This is a genomic window from Neobacillus sp. plas4, from assembly GCF_057221695.1.
Genome location: NZ_CM170152.1, coordinates 1,001,929 through 1,021,993 on the forward strand (window position 1 = coordinate 1,001,929; position 20,065 = coordinate 1,021,993).

At 39.4% G+C, this 20,065-nt stretch carries 21 protein-coding genes; 17 read left to right on the forward strand and 4 right to left on the reverse strand.

All coding sequences use genetic code 11. The features are described 5' to 3' along the window. Positions 1-29: 29 nt before the first annotated feature. Positions 30-857, forward strand: coding sequence for a glycerophosphodiester phosphodiesterase (locus tag AC2TFD_RS05025; protein ID WP_484675145.1), 828 nt, complete (start codon positions 30-32; stop codon positions 855-857). A 45-nt stretch (positions 858-902) separates the two neighbouring features. Here the strand turns inward: AC2TFD_RS05025 and AC2TFD_RS05030 are convergent, their stop codons facing one another. Further along, complete coding sequence (locus AC2TFD_RS05030) at positions 903-1,679, reverse strand: helix-turn-helix domain-containing protein (protein ID WP_484675146.1); 777 nt, start codon at positions 1,677-1,679, stop codon at positions 903-905. Positions 1,680-1,809: 130 nt separating this feature from the next. On the opposite strand from AC2TFD_RS05030, the gene AC2TFD_RS05035 reads away from it, so the two are divergent. The 6 genes from AC2TFD_RS05035 to AC2TFD_RS05060 all read left to right on the forward strand — a co-directional run bounded on the left by AC2TFD_RS05035 (position 1,810) and on the right by AC2TFD_RS05060 (position 8,116). Further along, the gene (locus AC2TFD_RS05035) at positions 1,810-2,568 is read left to right on the forward strand and encodes a sugar phosphate isomerase/epimerase family protein (RefSeq protein WP_484675147.1); all 759 of its coding nucleotides are present in this window, start codon (positions 1,810-1,812) and stop codon (positions 2,566-2,568) included. A gap of 108 nt (positions 2,569-2,676) precedes the next feature. After that, complete coding sequence (locus AC2TFD_RS05040; RefSeq protein WP_484675148.1) at positions 2,677-3,399, forward strand: ThuA domain-containing protein; 723 nt, start codon at positions 2,677-2,679, stop codon at positions 3,397-3,399. Between the two features lie 2 nt (positions 3,400-3,401). Further along, a complete protein-coding gene (locus tag AC2TFD_RS05045; RefSeq protein WP_484675149.1) occupies positions 3,402-4,436 on the forward strand; it encodes a Gfo/Idh/MocA family protein in 1,035 nt (344 codons plus the stop codon). Then, complete coding sequence (locus AC2TFD_RS05050; RefSeq protein ID WP_484675150.1) at positions 4,433-5,452, forward strand: Gfo/Idh/MocA family protein; 1,020 nt, start codon at positions 4,433-4,435, stop codon at positions 5,450-5,452. The genes AC2TFD_RS05045 and AC2TFD_RS05050 overlap by 4 nt, the downstream gene beginning before the upstream one ends. Continuing rightward, positions 5,449-6,417, forward strand: a complete 969-nt coding sequence (locus tag AC2TFD_RS05055) for a sugar phosphate isomerase/epimerase family protein (RefSeq protein ID WP_484675151.1) — start codon at positions 5,449-5,451, stop codon at positions 6,415-6,417. The genes AC2TFD_RS05050 and AC2TFD_RS05055 overlap by 4 nt, the downstream gene beginning before the upstream one ends. Positions 6,418-6,445: 28 nt before the next feature. Next, positions 6,446-8,116, forward strand: a complete 1,671-nt coding sequence (locus AC2TFD_RS05060) for a glycoside hydrolase family 13 protein (protein ID WP_484675152.1) — start codon at positions 6,446-6,448, stop codon at positions 8,114-8,116. Positions 8,117-8,220: 104 nt separating this feature from the next. Here the strand turns inward: AC2TFD_RS05060 and AC2TFD_RS05065 are convergent, their stop codons facing one another. After that, positions 8,221-9,576: an MATE family efflux transporter gene (locus AC2TFD_RS05065; protein WP_484675153.1), complete on the reverse strand. Its 1,356-nt coding sequence runs from the start codon at positions 9,574-9,576 to the stop codon at positions 8,221-8,223. A 184-nt stretch (positions 9,577-9,760) separates the two neighbouring features. On the opposite strand from AC2TFD_RS05065, the gene AC2TFD_RS05070 reads away from it, so the two are divergent. Beyond that, a complete protein-coding gene (locus AC2TFD_RS05070) occupies positions 9,761-9,973 on the forward strand; it encodes a PAS domain-containing protein (RefSeq protein WP_484676270.1) in 213 nt (70 codons plus the stop codon). A gap of 96 nt (positions 9,974-10,069) precedes the next feature. Here the strand turns inward: AC2TFD_RS05070 and AC2TFD_RS05075 are convergent, their stop codons facing one another. Together AC2TFD_RS05075 and liaG are read right to left on the reverse strand one after the other, a co-directional pair. Then, complete coding sequence (locus tag AC2TFD_RS05075; protein WP_484675154.1) at positions 10,070-10,459, reverse strand: YuzC family spore coat inner layer protein; 390 nt, start codon at positions 10,457-10,459, stop codon at positions 10,070-10,072. A gap of 114 nt (positions 10,460-10,573) precedes the next feature. Further along, on the reverse strand, positions 10,574-11,422 hold the full coding sequence (liaG, locus tag AC2TFD_RS05080; protein WP_484675155.1) for a LiaG family protein: 849 nt from the start codon (positions 11,420-11,422) through the stop codon (positions 10,574-10,576). A gap of 173 nt (positions 11,423-11,595) precedes the next feature. Between liaG and AC2TFD_RS05085 the strand changes: the two genes are divergently transcribed. The 9 genes from AC2TFD_RS05085 to AC2TFD_RS05125 all read left to right on the forward strand — a co-directional run bounded on the left by AC2TFD_RS05085 (position 11,596) and on the right by AC2TFD_RS05125 (position 20,065). Continuing rightward, positions 11,596-11,928, forward strand: coding sequence for a rhodanese-like domain-containing protein (locus AC2TFD_RS05085; protein ID WP_335513081.1), 333 nt, complete (start codon positions 11,596-11,598; stop codon positions 11,926-11,928). Positions 11,929-11,945: 17 nt separating this feature from the next. Further along, the gene (locus AC2TFD_RS05090) at positions 11,946-12,917 is read left to right on the forward strand and encodes a bile acid:sodium symporter family protein (protein WP_335513035.1); all 972 of its coding nucleotides are present in this window, start codon (positions 11,946-11,948) and stop codon (positions 12,915-12,917) included. Between the two features lie 164 nt (positions 12,918-13,081). After that, a complete protein-coding gene (locus AC2TFD_RS05095; RefSeq protein ID WP_335569055.1) occupies positions 13,082-13,501 on the forward strand; it encodes an SRPBCC family protein in 420 nt (139 codons plus the stop codon). Continuing rightward, complete coding sequence (locus AC2TFD_RS05100; RefSeq protein ID WP_335513031.1) at positions 13,502-13,870, forward strand: ArsR/SmtB family transcription factor; 369 nt, start codon at positions 13,502-13,504, stop codon at positions 13,868-13,870. Positions 13,871-14,419: 549 nt separating this feature from the next. Further along, complete coding sequence (locus tag AC2TFD_RS05105; RefSeq protein ID WP_484675156.1) at positions 14,420-14,626, forward strand: hypothetical protein; 207 nt, start codon at positions 14,420-14,422, stop codon at positions 14,624-14,626. 99 nt (positions 14,627-14,725) lie between these two features. Next, on the forward strand, positions 14,726-16,606 hold the full coding sequence (htpG, locus tag AC2TFD_RS05110) for a molecular chaperone HtpG (RefSeq protein WP_484675157.1): 1,881 nt from the start codon (positions 14,726-14,728) through the stop codon (positions 16,604-16,606). Positions 16,607-17,011: 405 nt separating this feature from the next. Then, the gene (locus tag AC2TFD_RS05115) at positions 17,012-17,242 is read left to right on the forward strand and encodes a hypothetical protein (RefSeq protein ID WP_484675158.1); all 231 of its coding nucleotides are present in this window, start codon (positions 17,012-17,014) and stop codon (positions 17,240-17,242) included. A gap of 1 nt (position 17,243) precedes the next feature. Beyond that, the gene (locus AC2TFD_RS05120; protein ID WP_484675159.1) at positions 17,244-17,861 is read left to right on the forward strand and encodes a TorD/DmsD family molecular chaperone; all 618 of its coding nucleotides are present in this window, start codon (positions 17,244-17,246) and stop codon (positions 17,859-17,861) included. A gap of 2 nt (positions 17,862-17,863) precedes the next feature. Beyond that, on the forward strand, positions 17,864-20,065 hold the full coding sequence (locus AC2TFD_RS05125) for a molybdopterin-dependent oxidoreductase (protein WP_484675160.1): 2,202 nt from the start codon (positions 17,864-17,866) through the stop codon (positions 20,063-20,065).

Here is a 20,065-nt window from a genome sequence, read left to right on the forward strand (position 1 = left end):
AACAGCATATAAAAGGGAGATGGAGAAAAATGAAAAAAGCATTTGTAATTGGAGCGAGCCTGGCTTTTAGTTTATTATTTAATCCTTTTCAACAGGCTTTTGCAGCAGAAACAACTGGGGAAATACGACAAGTGGATCTTGTTGCCCACCGCGGAGCAACAGGGTATGCACCGGAAAATACGATTGCCGCTTTTGATAAAGGCGTCGAAATGAAAGCAGATTATATTGAAATTGATGTCCAAAGAAGCATGGATGGGGAATTGGTCATTATTCATGACACAACGGTTGACAGAACAACTGATGGTACAGGCAATGTTAAGGATTTAACCTTTGAACAAATCAGAGGCCTTGACGCTGGCAGCTGGAAAGGTGAAGAATTTAAAGGAGAAAAAATCCCTACTTTCGATGAAGTTCTTGACCGTTATCGTGGAAAAGTTGGGATTTTAATAGAATTAAAGGCACCTGAGCTTTATCCAGGGATTGAAGCACAAGTGGCACAGAAATTAAAAGAACGAAACCTCGATAAACCTCAAAATGAAAAGATCATTATTCAATCGTTTAATTTTGAATCTATGAAAATAACAAACAGCTTGCTTCCAAAGGTACCGATTGGTGTCCTTACATCCAATAGAGCCCACACAACAGAACAAGCGTTGAAAGAATTTGCAACCTATGCGGATTACTTTAACCCAAGCTACGGAATCGTATCAAAAGAATTGGTTGATCAAGTGCACTCTCTTGGAATGAAAATCCAATCCTGGACAGTTCGCAGCCATGAAGCAGCTCAATTTCTTTTAGATATGAACGTGGACGGAATTATTACCGATTATCCTGATTATGTAGATCCAAGAAAATAGGACAAACTATTACAAAAAGAGGGAAAGCTTTCATCCCTCTTTTTTCTAATATTCTTGACGTCTGTATACCCCGGGAGCAACGCCATATCTCTTATGAAATACTCTATGAAAGTATGGATAGCTGCCGAAGCCGCAATCCACGGCAATTTGCTCGAGTGTCAAGGATGTGTATTTCATTCGCTCAATTGCAGCGGATAAACGGATTTCAAGGGCATATTCAATCATCGTTTTTCCAACGCTGCTTTTGAAAAGATGAACGGACCGCGAGATGCTAAGACCAGCATGCCTAGCCACATCCTCGACTTTAAGTGAGGTCGTAGCATGTTCTTCTATATATCGCATCATCCTTGTCACAGAATAGGGAGCGTTGAAAGAAGGCACTGTTTCATTAATGGCCCGTTCTAAAGTTAAGCAGAGAGCTCGCAGCAAATAGCTTGTGAGCTCTTCGTTTTGGCTGGAAGAGGGACGACGTTTTTCAATCATGATATGGCGCCATAGAACTAGCAGCTTATCATCCAAATCGATACTGGAGACATCCGGTTTTTCGGAAGTGTTCCACCATTCGTCTATCCATGTGCCTTCGCAGACTAAGTGATAGTCGCCACTTTTTTGGCCTGCATTTACTAGAAGTTCATAGTGATCCCCTGGCTTTATAAGCAGCAGGTCCCCTTTTTCGAGCTTCATTTTTCTACCTTTCACTACTACCTCACAAAGTCCATCTGTTTGCAAGCGGAATAGATAAGAGGGGTATCCGGATTTATGCTGCGAATGATATCCATTTCTGTGAAACGAGTAGCCGCAAAAAAGTATATTTGTGGTCATAACCATTCCTCTTTTTTTATAAAAATAGCAAAATAATAGATGTTTTAATTATATCATCTATGTTTAATTACAGAAACAGCCGTTAAGATGTAATCAAATAAGGAAGGTTCCAAGAAATGGAGGAGAAGTTATGACCAGCATTCCAATAGCTGTCCAAATGTACACCTTGCGGGAAGAGTGTGTACAAGATTTTGCTGGAACGTTAAAAAAAGTAGCTGAACTTGGTTTTGATGGTGTTGAATTTGCGGGGTATGGCGGATTGACTGCCAAAGAGGTAAAGGGGTTATTGAATGAATTTGGGCTAAGGGCAGCAGCCAGCCACGTGCCGCTGGAAGAATTGGAAAACAATCTGTGTCAAGTTATTGAAAATCAGAAAATATTAGGAAGTAACTATGTGGTCTGTCCGTACTTGCTGCCAGATCGCCGCACGAAAGAGGATTACAAAGCACTAATAACATTTCTAGATCAAGCTGGTGAAACCTGTCATCAGGAAGGCATCATCCTTTCCTATCATAACCATGATTTTGAACTAGAGCGCATATTCAATGACAGAACAATCCTTGAAACTATTTTTGATAAAACAAACGCGAACAATCTAAAGGCAGAGCTGGATGTGTATTGGTTGACGAAAGCGGGTGAAAATCCGGTTGAGTGGATGGATCGTTATAAAAATCGAACACCGCTTATTCATTTGAAAGACATGACGACAGATGATGAACAGTTTTTTGCTGAGCTTGGAACTGGTGGTGTTGATATTGAAGCCGTGATCCAAAAAGGAAAGGAAAACGGAGTCAAGTGGTGGGTAATCGAGCAGGATGTTTGCCGCCGTTCACCCTTTGAAAGCATTGAAATCAGCATGAATTACTTAAAATTATTGAAGGATAAGTAGGTATTGAGTTCAATATTTTCCACCCTACGTGTCAATGTAAGCCATTTCAATAATTGTTTAATCTATTAAAATGAGAGATAAAGTAAACTGAAAATGGAGATGTTTATTATGGTAAACGTAACAGTATGGAATGAAAACCGTCACGAACAAAAAAATCCAGTTGTAAGGGATATTTATCCTAACGGCATCCACGGTGCAATCGCTGAATTTCTTAAGGCCGAAGGATACTCTGCAGGAACAGCAACCTTAGACGAACCGGAGCATGGCTTAACGGATGAAGTTCTGAAAAATACAGATGTATTAGTTTGGTGGGGGCACTTAGCACATGGTGAAGTAAAGGATGAAATCGTTCAAAAGGTTCAGCAGCGTGTTCTTAACGGCATGGGTCTGATTGTTCTTCATTCCGGACATTTCTCCAAAATCTTTAAAACCTTAATGGGAACAAGCTGTGATTTAAAATGGCGGGAAGCAGACGAAAAAGAAAGACTTTGGGTCTTAAATCCAAGTCATCCGATTGTAGAAGGTATCTCTGAGTATATTGAATTAGAAAAAGAAGAAATGTATGGGGAACATTTTGATATCCCGCAGCCAGATGAACTGATCTTTACAAGCTGGTTTGAAGGAGGAGAAGTGTTCCGGAGCGGATGTACATACCAACGCGGGAACGGAAAAGTATTCTATTTCCGTCCAGGTCATGAAACCTATCCGACTTACCACAATACAGACATTCAACGTGTCATTACCAATGCGGTGAAATGGGCAGCGCCGGTAAAGCGTGAACGTCCGGTTTATGGAAATGCTAAACCACTTGAAGTAATTGGGGGAAAGTAAATATGGAAAAGTTACGAGTAGGTGTAATAGGCTGTGGCAGCATTGCCCAGCACCGTCATTTACCTGAATATCAATCGAATAAAAATGTGAAGCTCATTGCTGTTTGTGATATCAATGAGGATCGTGCACTTAGCGTGGCAGAAAAATATGGTGTTAAAGCCTATACGAACTACGAAGAGTTAATAAGCAGCGGTTCAGTGGATGCAGTCAGTGTTTGCACACCAAACTATCTTCATGCCCCAATTTCGATTGCTGCATTAAATGCAGGTATTCACGTTCTATGTGAAAAACCAATGGCTACTTCAAAAAAAGAAGCTGAAGCGATGATTGCAGCGTCAAAAGAAAGCGGCAAAAAGTTAATGATTGGGCATAATCAGCGGTTTGTACCATCTCATCAAAGGGCACGCAAGTTAATCGAGGACGGAGAAATCGGTAAAATTTATAGTTTCCGAACAGCATTTGGTCATGGAGGACCAGAAGGCTGGAGTGTCGAGGGTAAAGAAGGCTGGTTTTTTCAAAAAGAAAAAGCATTTGTTGGTGCCATGGGTGACCTGGGAGTTCATAAGACCGATTTACTTCGCTATGTTCTAGGTGAAGAAATTACAGAAGTAGGTTCTTTTGTGGAAACAAGCGCAAAAGATTTCGCTGATGTTGATGATAATGCGGTATGTGTCCTAAAAACCGAAAGTGGTATTATCGGAACCCTTGCGGCAAGCTGGGCTTATGTAAGCAAGGAAGATAACTCTACGATTATTTATGGAGAGAAGGCCATTCTTCGTTTAGAAGATGACCCAACGAATTCTTTAGTGGTTCAATTTGCGAACGGTGAAGTAGTGAATTATCAGCTTGGCAAAATTCAGTCCAATGACGCTGGTGGTCAGAAAAATTCACATGTGATTGATAAATTTGTGGATTCAGTTGTTCATAATCAAGATGTACCTGTAACCGGTCAGGAAGGTATGAAATCATTGGAGGTTATTTTGGCAGCACTCGAGTCCAACAAAACAAAACAAATTGTAAGAGTGAAAGAACGATGAAAAAACTTCGCATTGGAATCATTGGGGTTGGCGGTATTGCTCAAAGCCGCCATATCCCTGCGTTTATTCAACTAAATGATTGTTGTGAAATTACAGCACTATGTGATATTAACATTGTACGAGCACAGGAAACTGCAGATAAATATAACATCCCTCAAGTTTTTGCGGATTATCATTATCTTTTTTCACAGGTTGATGCAGTATGTATTTGCACACCAAATAAATTCCACGCAGAAATCACAATTGCTGCTTTTGAAGCGGGAGTCCATGTATTGTGTGAGAAGCCGATGGCGTTAAGTACGGAGGAATGTGAGAAGATGGTCGCCGCATCTAAAAAGGCAGATAAAGTTCTTGCCATTGCCTACCATTACCGTTTTATGAAGGAAGCCCAAGCAGCCCAAAAGGTCATGCAAGATGTAGGGACACCGCTTGTGGTAAGGGTTCAGGCATTAAGACGCCGCAAAGTACCCGGATGGGGAGTGTTTACCAATAAAGACTTGCAGGGAGGCGGCAGTTTAATTGATTATGGCTGTCATCTGCTAGATTTAGCTCTTTGGCTGATGGGCAATCCAAAACATCTCACGGTGACAGGCACCGTCTATAACACGTTAAGTAAGACACCTAATCAAGTCAATCAATGGGGTTCGTTTAATCATGAAACCTTTAATGTCGATGATCATGTGACTGCCTATATTCAATTTGAAGGTGGACCTTCTATGTTGTTTGAAACATCATGGGCAGCCAACATAAAGGATGACGCCGAGCACCTCAGTATTTCAGGTGTAGACGGAGGCCTAAGTGTTTTTCCATTTGAACTTTACACTACGAAAAACGGAATGCTATTTAATAGTGAGCCAGCTTGGTTACCTGGTGATGATGAACCAGGTCTTCTTCAAGCAAAGAATTTTATCAATACTTGTCTAGGTCTTGAAGAGTTGGTAGTGAAGCCAGAAGAGGCACTTCAGGTTTCACAGATCATTGATCGAATATATGAGAGCGGGGGAAATCATTTATGAAACTAGGGGTGTTTACCGTCCTATTTGCGGAAAAGTCGTTTGAAGAAATGCTCGATACTGTTAAGGAAGCAGGCCTTCATGCAGTTGAAATTGGAACTGGCTGTTACCCTGGAAACAGTCATTGTGATTTAGACGGATTAATAGAGAGTGAGGAAGCCCGCAAGCAATTCATTCAAAAAGTCGAGGAACGGAATCTAATAATCAGTGCGTTTAGCTGTCATGGCAATCCTATTTCACCTGAAGAGGCATTCGCCAAAAATTCTCATGAAACACTCTTAAAAACCATTAAACTAGCTTCACTTTTGGGTGTACCAGTTGTTAACTGTTTTTCCGGTACTGCTGGAGATCATGAAGGAGCGAAATATCCAAACTGGCCGGTCACCCCATGGCCGAACGAATATGGCTCAGTCTTACAATGGCAATGGGAAGAAAAATTAATCCCATACTGGAAAGAAGTTGGCCAATATGCGAAGGAACACAATGTAAAAATCGGGCTGGAACTTCATGGGGGCTTTTTAGTACACACACCTTACACACTTTTAAAACTTCGAGAGGAAACTTGTGACGCCATTGGTGCAAACTTAGACCCAAGTCATTTATGGTGGCAGGGGATTGATCCCGTTGCAGCAATCAAAATATTAGCAAAAGAAAATGCAATTCACCATTTTCATGCGAAAGACACATACATTGATCAGGAAAATGTGAATATGTATGGATTAACGGATATGCAGCCTTATGGAGAATTAAGAACGCGCGCGTGGACCTTCCGATCAGTTGGCTGTGGACATAGTATAAAAGAATGGTCAGATATGATGAGTGCGCTTCGGACCTATGGATATGATTATGTTGTTAGTATTGAGCATGAGGATGCAATCATGTCTATTGAAGAAGGCTTCAAACGTGCGGTAGCCAACTTGAAGTCTGTTTTAATTGAAGAGCCTGTTTCGCAAATGTGGTGGGTATAGGTACAGACATCAAGGAAAGGGTGCAGATATGAATAAAAAGTGGTGGAAAGAAAGTGTTGCTTATCAGGTGTACCCCAGAAGCTTCATGGATAGCAATGGCGATGGGATTGGAGATTTAAAAGGAGTAGCCTCTAAATTAGATTACTTAAAAGAATTAGGAATCGACGTGATTTGGTTGTCACCGATGTATAAATCACCTAATGATGATAATGGTTACGATATATCAGACTATCAAGATATTATGGATGAATTCGGTACCATGGCAGATTTTGATGAACTGCTTGAAGGCGTTCACAGCCGGGGAATGAAATTGATTCTTGATTTGGTCATCAATCATACGAGTGATGAGCACCCTTGGTTTATTGAGTCCCGCTCTTCAAAAAACAGTCCAAAACGAGATTGGTATATTTGGAGTGAGGGCCAGGATGGGAAGGAACCGAATAACTGGGAATCAATTTTCAGCGGTTCAGCATGGAAATATGATGCTGCCACTGAGGAATATTTCATGCATATTTTTTCAGAAAGGCAGCCTGATTTAAACTGGGAAAACCCCGAGGTTCGCAATGCTTTATACGATATGGTGAACTGGTGGCTGGACAAGGGAATCGACGGTTTCCGAGTTGACGCCATTTCACATATCCGAAAAGAACCAGGATTTCCTGACATGCCAAATCCGGAAAACTTAGATTATGTACCTTGTTTTCCTTACATGATGAATGTGGATGGAATTGATGAATGGTTAACTCAGTTTTCTCAGAAAACCCTTAAAAACTATGACATTATGACGGTTGGAGAAGCAAATGGTGTTGGGCTTGATGACGCCGATAAATGGGTAGGCGAAGAAAACGGTTATTTTAACATGATTTTTCAATTTGAATTTCTAGGCCTTTGGGAAAAAAATGCAAAAGGTGAAGTTGATATTCGTGCGTTAAAAAAGAATTTAACCAAATGGCAAAAAGGATTGGATGGTAAGGGCTGGAATGCCTTGTTTATCGAAAATCATGACCAGCCTCGCCGGGTTTCAAGCTGGGGAAATGACAAGAAATATTGGAAGGAAAGCGCGAAAATGCTTGGAGCTATGTATTTCCTTATGAAAGGGACTCCGTTTATCTATCAGGGCCAGGAGATAGGGATGACCAATGTCCAATTTCCTTCTATTGAGGATTACGATGATGTCGGGATGATTAACTTCTATAAGGTTGAAACAGCGAAGGGCAGGTCTCATGATGAAATCATGGAGATTATTTGGGAGCAATGCCGCGATAATGCTCGCACCCCTATGCAATGGAATGCCGGCAATATGGGCGGTTTTACAATGGCGGATCAAACATGGCTGGCCGTTAATCCGAATTATTGTGAGATTAATGTTGAAGCACAATGGGATGACCCGGATTCTATTCTATCTTTTTATAAAGAGATGATCCAATTACGCAAAAATCATCCATTGTTTGTATATGGAACCTATGAATTATTGCTGCCAAATCATCCTAAATTGTTTATCTATACCCGTAAATTAGGAGGGAAAAAGGCGATCGTCATCAATAATTTTAGTGGTGAATCAACAAGGTTCCAGGTTCCAAAGAGTGTGTCTTATTCTAAGTCGGAACTCGTCCTTCATAATTATCAAACCGCTGATAAAAAACTGCGGAAGGAATTTACACTTAAGCCTTATGAAACAAGAGTATATTTACTGAAGTGAAATCAGGATCGGCAGAGATCTATTAAGAAATATATTTATTAGTTATAAAACATACAAAAAACGTAAGGAGTAGAAGCCCCTTACGTTTTTTGTATGTTATTCTATTACCAATCTAATGCTAGTTTTTTAAACCGCTCCCAAGGTTTGGACTGCCATCGCCTTAAGGCAAAACAGCCGCGCAGCCATTCATCTGCTCCTTGAGCAAGCCATACTCCTAAGAGTCCCATGCCAAAGTGAACACCAAATAAATAGCTAAGAAGAACGGCTACTCCCCACATAGAAATAACCCCAATTACAACTGGAAATCGAACATCACCAGCTGACTTTAATGAACTCATTAAGACAATATTCATGGCTCTGCCAGGTTCAACGAAGACAATGGCCCATAAAACAGGAAGACCAATCATAATAATGGATGGGTCTTTCGTAAATGCATTTAATATTGGCCCCCCGCCTATGGCCAAGACGAGTGAGGCAAGGGTGGATGCAATCATTGCGATTTTTAATGTACGAATTCCTCGTTTTAAGGCACGGTCATATTGTTTCCCCCCAATATAGCGTGCGACTAGAAGCTGGGTACCTTGTGCAAGCGCGAGTGTGAACAAAAAGCATAGCATGCTAATATTCAATATATAAACTCTTGCAGCTAATGAGGCTGTACCCATTGTAACTACAAAGCTAGTAATAACCACCTGGGATAATTGGTAAGAGAGATTTTCCCCTGCGGACGGAATTCCTATCTGGAGCAATCCTCGAATATCTGCTTTTTTTACGTTGAATATGTCCTTGAAAACTATTTTTAAAGAAAGCCGGCTATACAACAAATATAATAGAGCGATAACAGCAAAGAACCGTGCTGCAAAAATCGCCCAGGATACACCCGTCACACCTGTAACCGGCAGCCCAAATATACCGGTAGTGGCAATAATATTTCCGCCAATGCTTATTAGATTCATATAAACGGTGACCATCATGGATTCTTTGATAAATCCATTACTGCGAAGGATTGCGCTTAAGGCCAAAGAAATAGATTCGAAAAAGAGTGATAGTGCACATATTCGTACAAAGGTAAGCCCATAGTCAAAAACCACTCCTTGAACATTATAAAGACGAAGCAGCGGTTCTGCTAAAACAAAAACAATAATGGCAATCAAAATTCCAAACCAGAAGTTCAATCCAAAAACGGAGTAAGATAATTCCCTTGCGCGCTTAAGTTTTCCAGCACCAAGATTTTGACTGATTAAAACAGTTGCACCAATGGATGTGACATTAAATACCAAAATAAAGACGTTTAACAGTTGGTTCGCTACACCAACACCGGCCACTGCTTGATCGGAGTAATTACCTAACATCAATGTAGCCACAATTCCCATTCCCATATGAAGCGACAGCTCAATTAAGAGCGGCCATGTAATCGTAAAAAGTGTTTGTTCTTTAAGATTCTTATTTTGTTCCTGCACGAGATTCTCCTAGTCCTAAGTCGTTTTATAAACTATGTTTTATTTTACTCCTATAGGATGGAATTAGAAATAGTAAAATAATAGTTTAACAGGCTAAAATGATCTGCATATGGAAAAATAATAGATTTGTTATCTATCCAGTTATTTGCTATTTATATAACTTATAACACCCAAAAAAATATTAATAACACCAGGAATAGAAAAACTATATGGCTATAAGCTGCAAAACTTTTATGACAATACAAACCTATGGAAAGAAGTTATTTATCCAGGGGATTTACATGTACTTGAGGAAAGAGGGCGGAAACTGGCCATGCAAGAAACGGTCACAAGCCTCTATCATATTATTCGTCCTGATGGTGAAGCAGAGGAAGGCGTGGAAGGACGCTGGTTATGACGATTTTCCCATAGCGGTAAATGTTTTTGTTCGGCAATTACAAGAGAACTTCCGTCCTTTTTTGTCCCAAAAAAGAGACCTTCATTTGAAGGTCTGTTAGCTTCCCCATTGTAATTCTACTCTTAAGGTACAGCAGTTCGGGGGTGCATGTGGATCTGTGTGTGCTTTAAGTTCAAATGTAACCCCAGTTGGCGTATATATTGTCTTCACAGGCACTTTTAGTCCAATCGATTTAATTAACCTATCCACTTCTGAATTGTTTCCCTGCTGGGCAGCTGTCATTAATTTAACATCAAAGCCTGGATCGCCTAATCTGTCTAACAGGAGGCTACCTTGGTCCATTAATAGCCGATAGGTCTTAATGGACTTCTTGAAAACATTTGGATCCACCTGCGGATATTGGCGGTGCATTGGCTGATAATATTGATTACTGGGGTAAACGGGCGGCTGAGTGTTTGGTGGGTTTGGATAATGGTAATAGTACATCATAACGCTCCTTCCATAGTAAAAGCACGAGGCATTATACGTTATGACAAGTGAACTTTTTTGGTTACACGTAAAAAGCGCATGGATGATGAAGTCCATGCGCTTTTTATAGAATTAGTTAATAGTAACAGTGCCGCTTGAAACGGAAATATCTATCTTATGCATACCAGAACCATGGGTTCCTTTAAGGCTTTTCTTATCACTGCTGGTAGTGGTTAAAGGAAATTCACTCGAAATATTTCCACTGCTTACGTTTCCATTTAAAGTAAAATCAGCGTTATCGGGCAAATCAAGGTTCACATTTCCAGAACTAAGATCAATATCAATTGAATCATTTAATTTATCCATTTGTACGGTGAACTTTCCAGATGAAACATCTGCAGTAAGAGGGCCGGTATAGTGTTTAATATCTAAATTTCCAGAACTAAGATCGAAGGTACCTGTTTTTGTAGTTAACGTGTCAATTTCAACATTGCCAGAAGAACCATCATGTGTAAATTCATCCACTTCTAACTGATTGAGATTTACATTCCCTGAACCAATATCCAAAGATAGTTTATTTAAGTTCATTGATTTGCCGGAGAAATCCAAACTGCCTGAACCAATTTGAATGTTCATATTCCGGTTAAAGTCTTTTGGAATATAGATTTTTAGCTGCCTTTTTTCTGAAAAGGAGAACCAATTAAACATTTTCTTTTTCGTTTCAACTAATACCCTGTTGCCTGTTTCTTTAACGGTTAATGAGCCTTTGCCAGTTAACACCGCTTCTACATCATTTCGGTCTTCAGGAATAATCGTAGTCCGAACGCTGCCCACATTAATATCAATACTGTCTATGGTTTTTGACAGCGCAGCCCTGCCATCTTTACTTCCTCCAAAAGCAAAACCATCAAACTGGAATGACTGATAAAAAACAATATATAACCCTGTGATAATTAATAGGAGAACCACAATTCTCTTCATCATAAATCCCCTGCCTTTACTTCTTATAGCTTAATCATATGGGATTTCCTGAAAAATACGAATGAACTTGAGATTTATTTATTACTAAGACTTGAGACGTATTTAGACATTAATATCAATATAAACTTTTCAAATACCGAAAGATTAAAAATGTGATATTCTTTGTAATGGAGGTGTTACCATTGAAAAAAATTAGTCTAAAAGAACTTCATGAGAGAATGCAAGGTGAAGAGAAAGTGCTTCTTCTAGATGTTCGATCAGAAGAAAAATATAATGAATACCATATAGAAGATCAGAAGTGTCTAATTCTGAACATCCCGAAAACAGTGATTTTCAATCTTGAAGAAGGGGATGTGCTGGCACAAATATCGAAGGAACAACCAGTTGTTGTTACTTGCACCACTGGAAATTCCGCAACGAAATGTGCTGATATTCTGGACGGTCTCGGCTACCAAGTCGAAGTCTTAGAAGGCGGTCTTACGGCTTGGAAGGAATATAGAAAATAAGTTTGGAGATAACCGAAATGCTGCAGAAGATAAATAAACAACTAGAAAAAATCATGCCCTTAATCACTCCCACAAGTGTCGTATTGGGAGTGTTACTTTCTGTATATATAACAGACTTTTCATATTTAATCCCTTGGATCTTTGCGTTTATGACATTTGCAGGAAGTTTGAACTCGAATTTCAAATCTTTATCAGATGTGGTCAAGCATCCGCTTCCCATACTTGTTGCGATGGTGTTATTACATATCCTGATGCCAATATGGGCCTGGGGTGTTGGTCATTTAACGTTTCAAGGGGATATTTTTACGATTACTGGCATTGTGCTGGGTATGGCGATTCCAACTGGGATAACCAGCTTTATTTGGGTTTCCATTTATAAAGGTAATATCCCGTTGACCCTTTCGATTATTCTAATTGATACCATCCTTTCTCCATTGATTGTTCCGTATTGTCTGTCATTCCTAATCGGTGAAAAAATTGAAATGGACTTTATGAGTATCATGCAAGGATTAGTTGGAATGATCGTGCTGCCTTCGCTTCTAGGAATGTGGTTAAATCAGAGGTCAAAAGGTAACACGGTGAAAAAACTAAGCGCTGCATTGGCACCTTTTTCAAAAATCTGCCTAGGCGTTGTGGTCATGTTAAATGGTGCAGTAATCGCACCTTATTTAAAAAATATAAATTTAAAACTAATTAGTATTATTGTAGTGGTCTTTTTTATTGCCTTAACGGGGTATTTATTTTCATTTCTACTAGGTAAACTAATCAGAAGTGATCGGGATACAATTGTATCGTTGACCTTTTCTGGTGGAATGAGAAATATCAGCGCTGGTGCTGTTATTGCTGTTACCTATTTTTCCCCGGCCGTTGCTGTACCGGTAGTGGTTGGAATGCTATTCCAGCAAATCCTCGCATCCTTAACGGGAAATTTTTTAGCCCGTTATTATGACAAGAAGACCATTTATTTTGAGCAGAGTCATAGGATTTAAAATTTTGGCACTTCCTTCTGGAGGTGTCTTTTTGTATGGCAAACGGTTTTAACGGGAAAAGTAAATGAGAAAATTTTGTATTGACATGAAACCAAAAGGTTTTATATAATTCAAGAAGCGAAACCAAAAGGTTTTATATTTTATTGTGAAGGCAGGAGAAATCATTGGAAAATACATTACAAGATATTAAACAAACAGTTGTCATTAACGCGCCTATTCAAAAGGTTTGGGAGCAGGTATCTTCTGCAGAGGGCATTTCTGCCTGGTTTATGCCAAATGATTTCAAACCGGAAGTGGGAGCAGAGTTTCATTTACAATCCCCATTCGGTCCATCTCCGTGTAAAGTGACTGAGTTTAATCCTCCTCATTCACTTTCGTTCAAGTGGGATACAGAGGGCTGGTTTTTATCGTTTAGCTTAAAGGATTTGGGTGATAAGACTGAATTCACCGTTATCCATGGCGGCTGGCCTCAATCTGACGCAATGATTGGCAAGGCTAACCAAAAGGCCTCTGATATTAGAGAGCATATGTCTCAGGGCTGGGCTGGTATTGTTCAAAAACTTCGTACTCTTTTGGAGAGCTAAGTGTCATCCTCCGCACAAAAGCATGATGTATTTCAAGCGATTGCTGATCCCACTCGGAGAGAAGTACTAAAGTTACTTGCGGAAAAAGAGCTGCCGATATCAGAAATAACATCTCATTTTTCCATCAGCCGAACAGCTATTGCCAAGCATCTTCAAGTTCTTTCCGAAGCGGAATTGGTGAGCGGGCGAAAGGTTGGGAGAGAAAAAATTTATCGGCTGCACCCAGAGCCGTTAACAGAGCTTAAGCGATGGCTAGCCTTCTACGAAAAATTTTGGGAAAACAAGCTATCTATCCTTAAGCATATTGTTGAAAACCCTGAAGACCAAAGGCTGCAGGTAATCAAATCAGAAGAAACCGACAAAAAGTAATGTCGGTTTTTTTGTGTGTAGATTTATAGTGACTAAATGAAGAAATATTAAGGTGTTTGGGTAACTTTGAGAGGTTCATAGTTACCAAGAGATGGAATCATAAGGAGATTGGGTAACTATGAGAGGGTTATAGTGACCGAGAGATGGAATCATAAGGGGTTTGGGTAACTATGAGAGGGTTATAGTGACCGAGAGATGGAATCATAAGGGGCTTGGGTAACTATGAGAAGGTTATAGTGACCGAGAGGTGGAATCATAAGGGGCTTGGGTAACTATGAGAGATTTAAAGATTACCGAAGAGCATAGAGAAACAGCATTTGGGTAAACGCAGGAGGCCTAGAGTGACCGAAGAGCATGCAGAAACAGCATTTGGGTCAATGCAGGCGGTCTGGAGTGACCGAAGAGCATGCAGAAACAGCATTTGGGTCAATGCAGGCGGTCTGGAGTGACCGAAGAACATTCAGAAACAGCATTTGGGTCAATGCAGGAAGTATGGAGTGACCGAGGAGCATTCAGAAAAAACATTTGGGTCAATGCAGGAGGCCTGGAGTGACCGAAGAGCATTCAGAAACAGCATTTGGGTCAATGCAGGAGGCATGGAGTGACCGAAGAGCATGGGGGATCAGCAAATGGGTAAATGCAGGAAGCCGTTGGAAGAGAAAAGTTGTAGAAACTAAGCATATTCCAATCCAAAGTCAAAAAAAAGACAGGCGGCACATACAAAAGTGTGCCGCTATTTTATTGACATCGTCATAGAATTTATGATATTTAATTAGTGTCGATGTTAGCACTCTAAAGTCGAGAGTGCTAATCGTTAAAAAATAATTGAATCCAAATAAGTTAGGAGAGATTTCAATGGCAAAAAAGCAGTTTAAAGCTGAGTCTAAAAGGCTGTTAGAAATGATGATTAACTCTATTTATACCCATCGTGAGGTATTTTTAAGAGAGTTAATTTCAAATGCAAGTGATGCAATTGATAAAATCTATTACAAAGCATTAACAGATGATTCCTTAAGCTTCAATAAGGACAGCTACTTTATTAAAGTAATGGCTGACAAGGAAACAAGAACCTTAAAAATTATCGATACCGGTATTGGGATGACGAAGGAAGAGCTTGAGACAAACCTTGGTACGATTGCCAAAAGTGGATCTTTAGCTTTTAAAAAGGAAACAGAACTAAAGGATGGCTATGACATTATTGGTCAATTCGGCGTCGGCTTCTATGCTGCATTTATGGTGGCAGATCTGGTTACTGTAACGAGTAAGGCATTAGGAAGCGAGGAAGCCTACAAGTGGGAATCAAATGGCGCAGAGGGTTACACCATTGAACCAGCTGAAAAGGATTCGGTTGGAACGGAGATTGTCTTAAAGATCAAAGAAAATACCGAAGATGAGAATTACGATGAGTTTTTAGAAGAGTATCGTTTAAAGTCGATTATCAAAAAATACTCAGACTTCATCCGCTATCCAATTAAAATGGACGTGTCCAGCAGTAGACCAAAAGAAGGCAGTGAAAACGAGTTCGAGGACTATGTGGAAGAACAAACACTAAACAGCATGGTTCCAATCTGGAGAAAAAATAAAAGCGAATTAACAGATGCTGATTATGAGAATTTCTATACAGAAAAACGTTACGGATTTGATAAGCCGCTTAAACATATTCACATCAGTGTTGATGGCTCAATCCGTTACAATGCGATTTTATATATTCCAGAAAAAACTCCATTTGACTTCTATTCAAAAGAATTTGAAAAGGGCTTAGAACTCTATTCAAATGGCGTTTTAATTATGGACAAGTGTGCAGACTTACTGCCAGACCATTTCAGCTTTGTTAAAGGAATGGTTGACTCGGAAGATCTTTCTCTTAACATTTCAAGAGAAATGCTCCAGCATGACCGTCAATTGAAGTTGATTTCAAAAAATATTAACAAGAAGATAAAAAGCGAATTGCAAAGCCTGTTAAAAAATGAACGAGAGAAATATGAAGAATTTTATAACTCATTTGGCCGCCAGTTGAAATATGGGGTTTATAGTGAATTTGGTGCCAATAAAGAAGTTTTACAGGACCTCATCATGTTCTACTCATCTAAAGAAAAGAAGTTAGTAACATTGGATGAATATGTTTCAAGAATGCCAGAAAATCAAAAATATATTTATTACGCTTCTGGTGAATCGATTGAACGAATCGATAAACTTCCGCAAGCTGAGTTTGTTTCTGAAAAAGGCTACGAGATTCTTTACTTCACAGAGGATATCGATGAGTTTGCCATCAAAATGTTAATGAACTATAAGGAGAAAGAATTTAAATCTATCTCCAGTGGTGACTTAGGAATCGAAGGGGAAGAAACCAAGAATGATTCCGAATCAGAAGAGAAGGAATACAAAGAAATCTTTGACTATATGAAAAGTATCTTAGAGGGTAAGGTCAAGGATGTTCGCGTTTCAAAACGCTTAAAGTCTCACCCTGTCTGCCTGGCTACCGAAGGTGACATCTCTATCGAAATGGAAAAAATCCTTGCTGCCATGCCTGATAATCAAAATATCAAAGCTGACAAGGTGCTTGAGATTAATAAAAATCATGAAGTATTCCAATCTTTAAAAGAAGCTTTTGAAAAGGATAAAGGGAAGCTGGATCTTTATACGAAGTTACTCTACAATCAAGCGCTTCTGATTGAGGGATTGCCAATCCAAGACCCTGTTGAATTTACAAATGATATCTGTAAAATAATGGTATAGACTAGACGTTGGCTTTAACTTTTGCTGGAAACTCAGAAAATTAAACTTTGCCGTTCTCATTTTTTGAATGAGGGCGGCTTTTTTCTTTTTGGAGGCGTCATTGATTGTGTGAATTTTTCAAGTGCGACAGCCTAAACATTTTTCTATATAAATTAAAAAACATAATTTTTTCATAATATCTACACGATTTTGCCATTATTTCGCCCTTATAATTAAGACTTTTAATATATACTCATTTCATAAGTAATTGTACTATATACATTATAAAATTATGGAAAATGTTGGTTTATACCTTAAAATTCATTATTCTACACCATTGGAGCTTAAAGTTTATTTAGATCAATTCATTTGCTCACTACTTCACAAATTATTTTTAAAACAAAATTAGAAGGGAGTTAAAGAGATATGAAAAATTTTCTTTACCTATTAATAAATGTAATGATTGCCGTATCCCTGTTAGGCTGTGAGCAGCAAGCAGAAGAAAGCATAAAAGAAAAAATTCAAATGGTGCCAAATGAAGAATATCTAGGTAACCCAAATCCTGATGTAAAGAAAGAAATGAAATTAACGGATGAGGAAAAGATAGAATTCGAGAAGCTTCAGAAGGAAATCCAGTTTAAAAACGAGGTTGAATAATATGACTATCAAACAAGAAAGTGTAATGAAACTTGAAGAACGATTATTATTCTATCAGATATTTTGTCATTACTATCGAGGGGATTTACTTCAACTGACTCGAGATCAGTGGAAACAGGTTGTCCGGATGATAAAAGAATATCAAAATCCTAGTTTACTAGACGAAATGGCTCAAAGCTTAAAGGTGTTGGAAGAAGTAACAGAGAGCACTCTTCAATCGTTTGAATATGATTTTAATCGTTTATTTGTGGGTCCCAATAAGTTATTAGCGTCACCATTTGAATCTAGTTACCGAAACTTTGAAGGAAACGTGCTGCAACAGGAAACGTTGAATGTAAGGAACTTTTACCGTTATGTTGGACTTCAAGTGGCGAATGAAGGACAGGTTCCAGATGATCACATCCAATTTGAATTGGAATTCATGCTGCACGTATTAAGTCAACCAACAACCGAAAATCTACAAATCTACAAAATGTTTTTAGATAAGCATCTCTTGCAATGGGGATTCAAGCATTGTGAGCGAATCCTACAAAATAGTCAAAATCCCATCACATACGCGATGGCCGTTATATTAAAAGAATTTTTACAAATGGAACAACATGATGGAAGGTGGGAATAAAGATGTTAACTCAAAATGTTTCTCGTCGAACTTTTCTAAAAGGTTCTGCAGCATTAAGTACCCTTTTAGGACTTGGGACCATCGGAGGTAAAGCAGCGAATGGCCTTGTCCCAACAGCAGCTGCGAAGTCCAATAGCCAAAAACAACAATTTTTCAATGCCTGCCCCCGAAATTGTTATGACACATGTTCGATTGTCACAACGGTAGAAGACGGCAGAATTACCTTTGTTACTGGGAACGAAAAAAACCATTACACAAAAGGAAGACTTTGTGTAAAAGGAAATACGTATCCACGAATCGTCTATTCTCCTGACCGAATTAAGTACCCTATGAGGCAGAAAGGGCGCGGAACGGGAAATTGGGAAAGAATTAGTTGGGATGAAGCTTACACAATCATTGCCAAGAAAATTCTTTCCATCAAAAAAGAGTACGGAAACACACTGCCAATTTGCTTAAATAAGTATTCTGGAAACTTCAATATATTAAATTATGCAACGGAAGGAATGCTTTCGAGTATTGGGTATACCACACGTGCTCAAGGAACTCCTTGTGATCCAGCCGGTTCGGATGCCCAAGCATTTGATATGGGGACAGCCTATAACAATGATCCTGAGCAATTTATGGATGCAGAGTATATTATTCTTTGGGGAGCGAATCCAGCTTGGACATCTGCCCACTCAATGTATTTTATTGAGCAGGCTAAAGAAAAAGGGATAAAGCTTGTTGTCATTGACCCATTGATTACACAAACCGCTTCAAAGGCGGATGAGTATATTCAAATTAAACCAAGTACAGATGGGGCCCTAGCCCTTGGAATGATTCGTTATATTATGGATCAACATTTATATGACGAAGAATGGGTAAATAACCATGCGATTGGGTTTCATGAATTTGTGTCATATGTAAAAAAGAATATTACCGTTGAATGGGCAGCTGAAAAAACAGGTGTACCACAATCCCTGATTGAACGAATTGCCCGTGAATATGCGACTTCGAAACCTGCTAATATTTGGATTGGTTTCGGAATGCAGCGTCATACAAACGGAGGTTCTATGGTTCGCGCGATCGACGCACTTGCTGCTATAACAGGAAATATCGGTAAAAAAGGCGGCGGTGTCAATTATATCGGCGGGGAAACATGGGGATTTAATTACCATACAATGAGCTTTGGAGCACCTGAAGGAACCGCAGGCGAAGCTGATCGTTATGTCAATATGAACAACTTTGGTGCACAAGTCCTTGAGGCTAATGATCCTCCGATTAAGATGATGTGGATTGCCTGCCGTAATCCAATTGCTCAGGACCCTGAGCCAAATGTAGTCAAAAAGGCATTTGATCAAATGGATTTGATAGTTACAGCAGATCTATATATGAATCAAACAGTAGAATATTCGGATATTGTCTTACCTGTCACAACTCCGTTTGAGACGGTTGGAATCAATGTGAGTTACTGGCATTACTGGATGAATGTGAATGAGCAGGCGATCAAACCGCTATATGAAGCGAAAAGTGATTTAGAGATTGCCATGGGGCTTTCAAAGAAATTGAATGAGTTAGAATCAGGTTCCTGTACATTCCCAGTTTCAGGAGATCTTGTTGAATGGGTTGAAAAAGAATTTAACGATGACATTAGGGAAATGTTTGGCGTTAAAAGCTGGGATGAATTACGAAAAAAGGGTGGAACAGTTAAGGCAAACGACAAGGTAACCGTTGCCTGGGAGGACTTAAACTTCCGAACTCCATCTGGTAAATATGAATTTTACTCAGAAAAGGCCGTTGAATATGGTCACCATCCACTTCCGGTATTTGTAGAGGAATATAAAGCACCAAAAGAATATCCGATTCGCTGTATTTCACCACACTGGAAATTAGGCATTCATAGTCAATTTCAGCATATCGATTGGTTAGGCGCCATCCAAGAGCACCCTTTTGTTGAAATGCACCTGGATTTGGCCAAGAAACATTCCATTCGTGAAAATGATATGGTCAACATCCTAAATGAAGCAGGGTATTTGACCCTTCCAGCCAAACTAACAAAGACCATTCCGACAGATACGGTTGTGATGTATGAGGGCTGGTGGAAAGATGTAAATTATACCGAAAACTTTAATGTAAAGGCATTGCCTTCGGATATGGGTAACTATAAAAAAGGCCAGCTTGGAATCGCCTTCCATGATAATTTTGTCAAAATAGAAAAAGCGTAA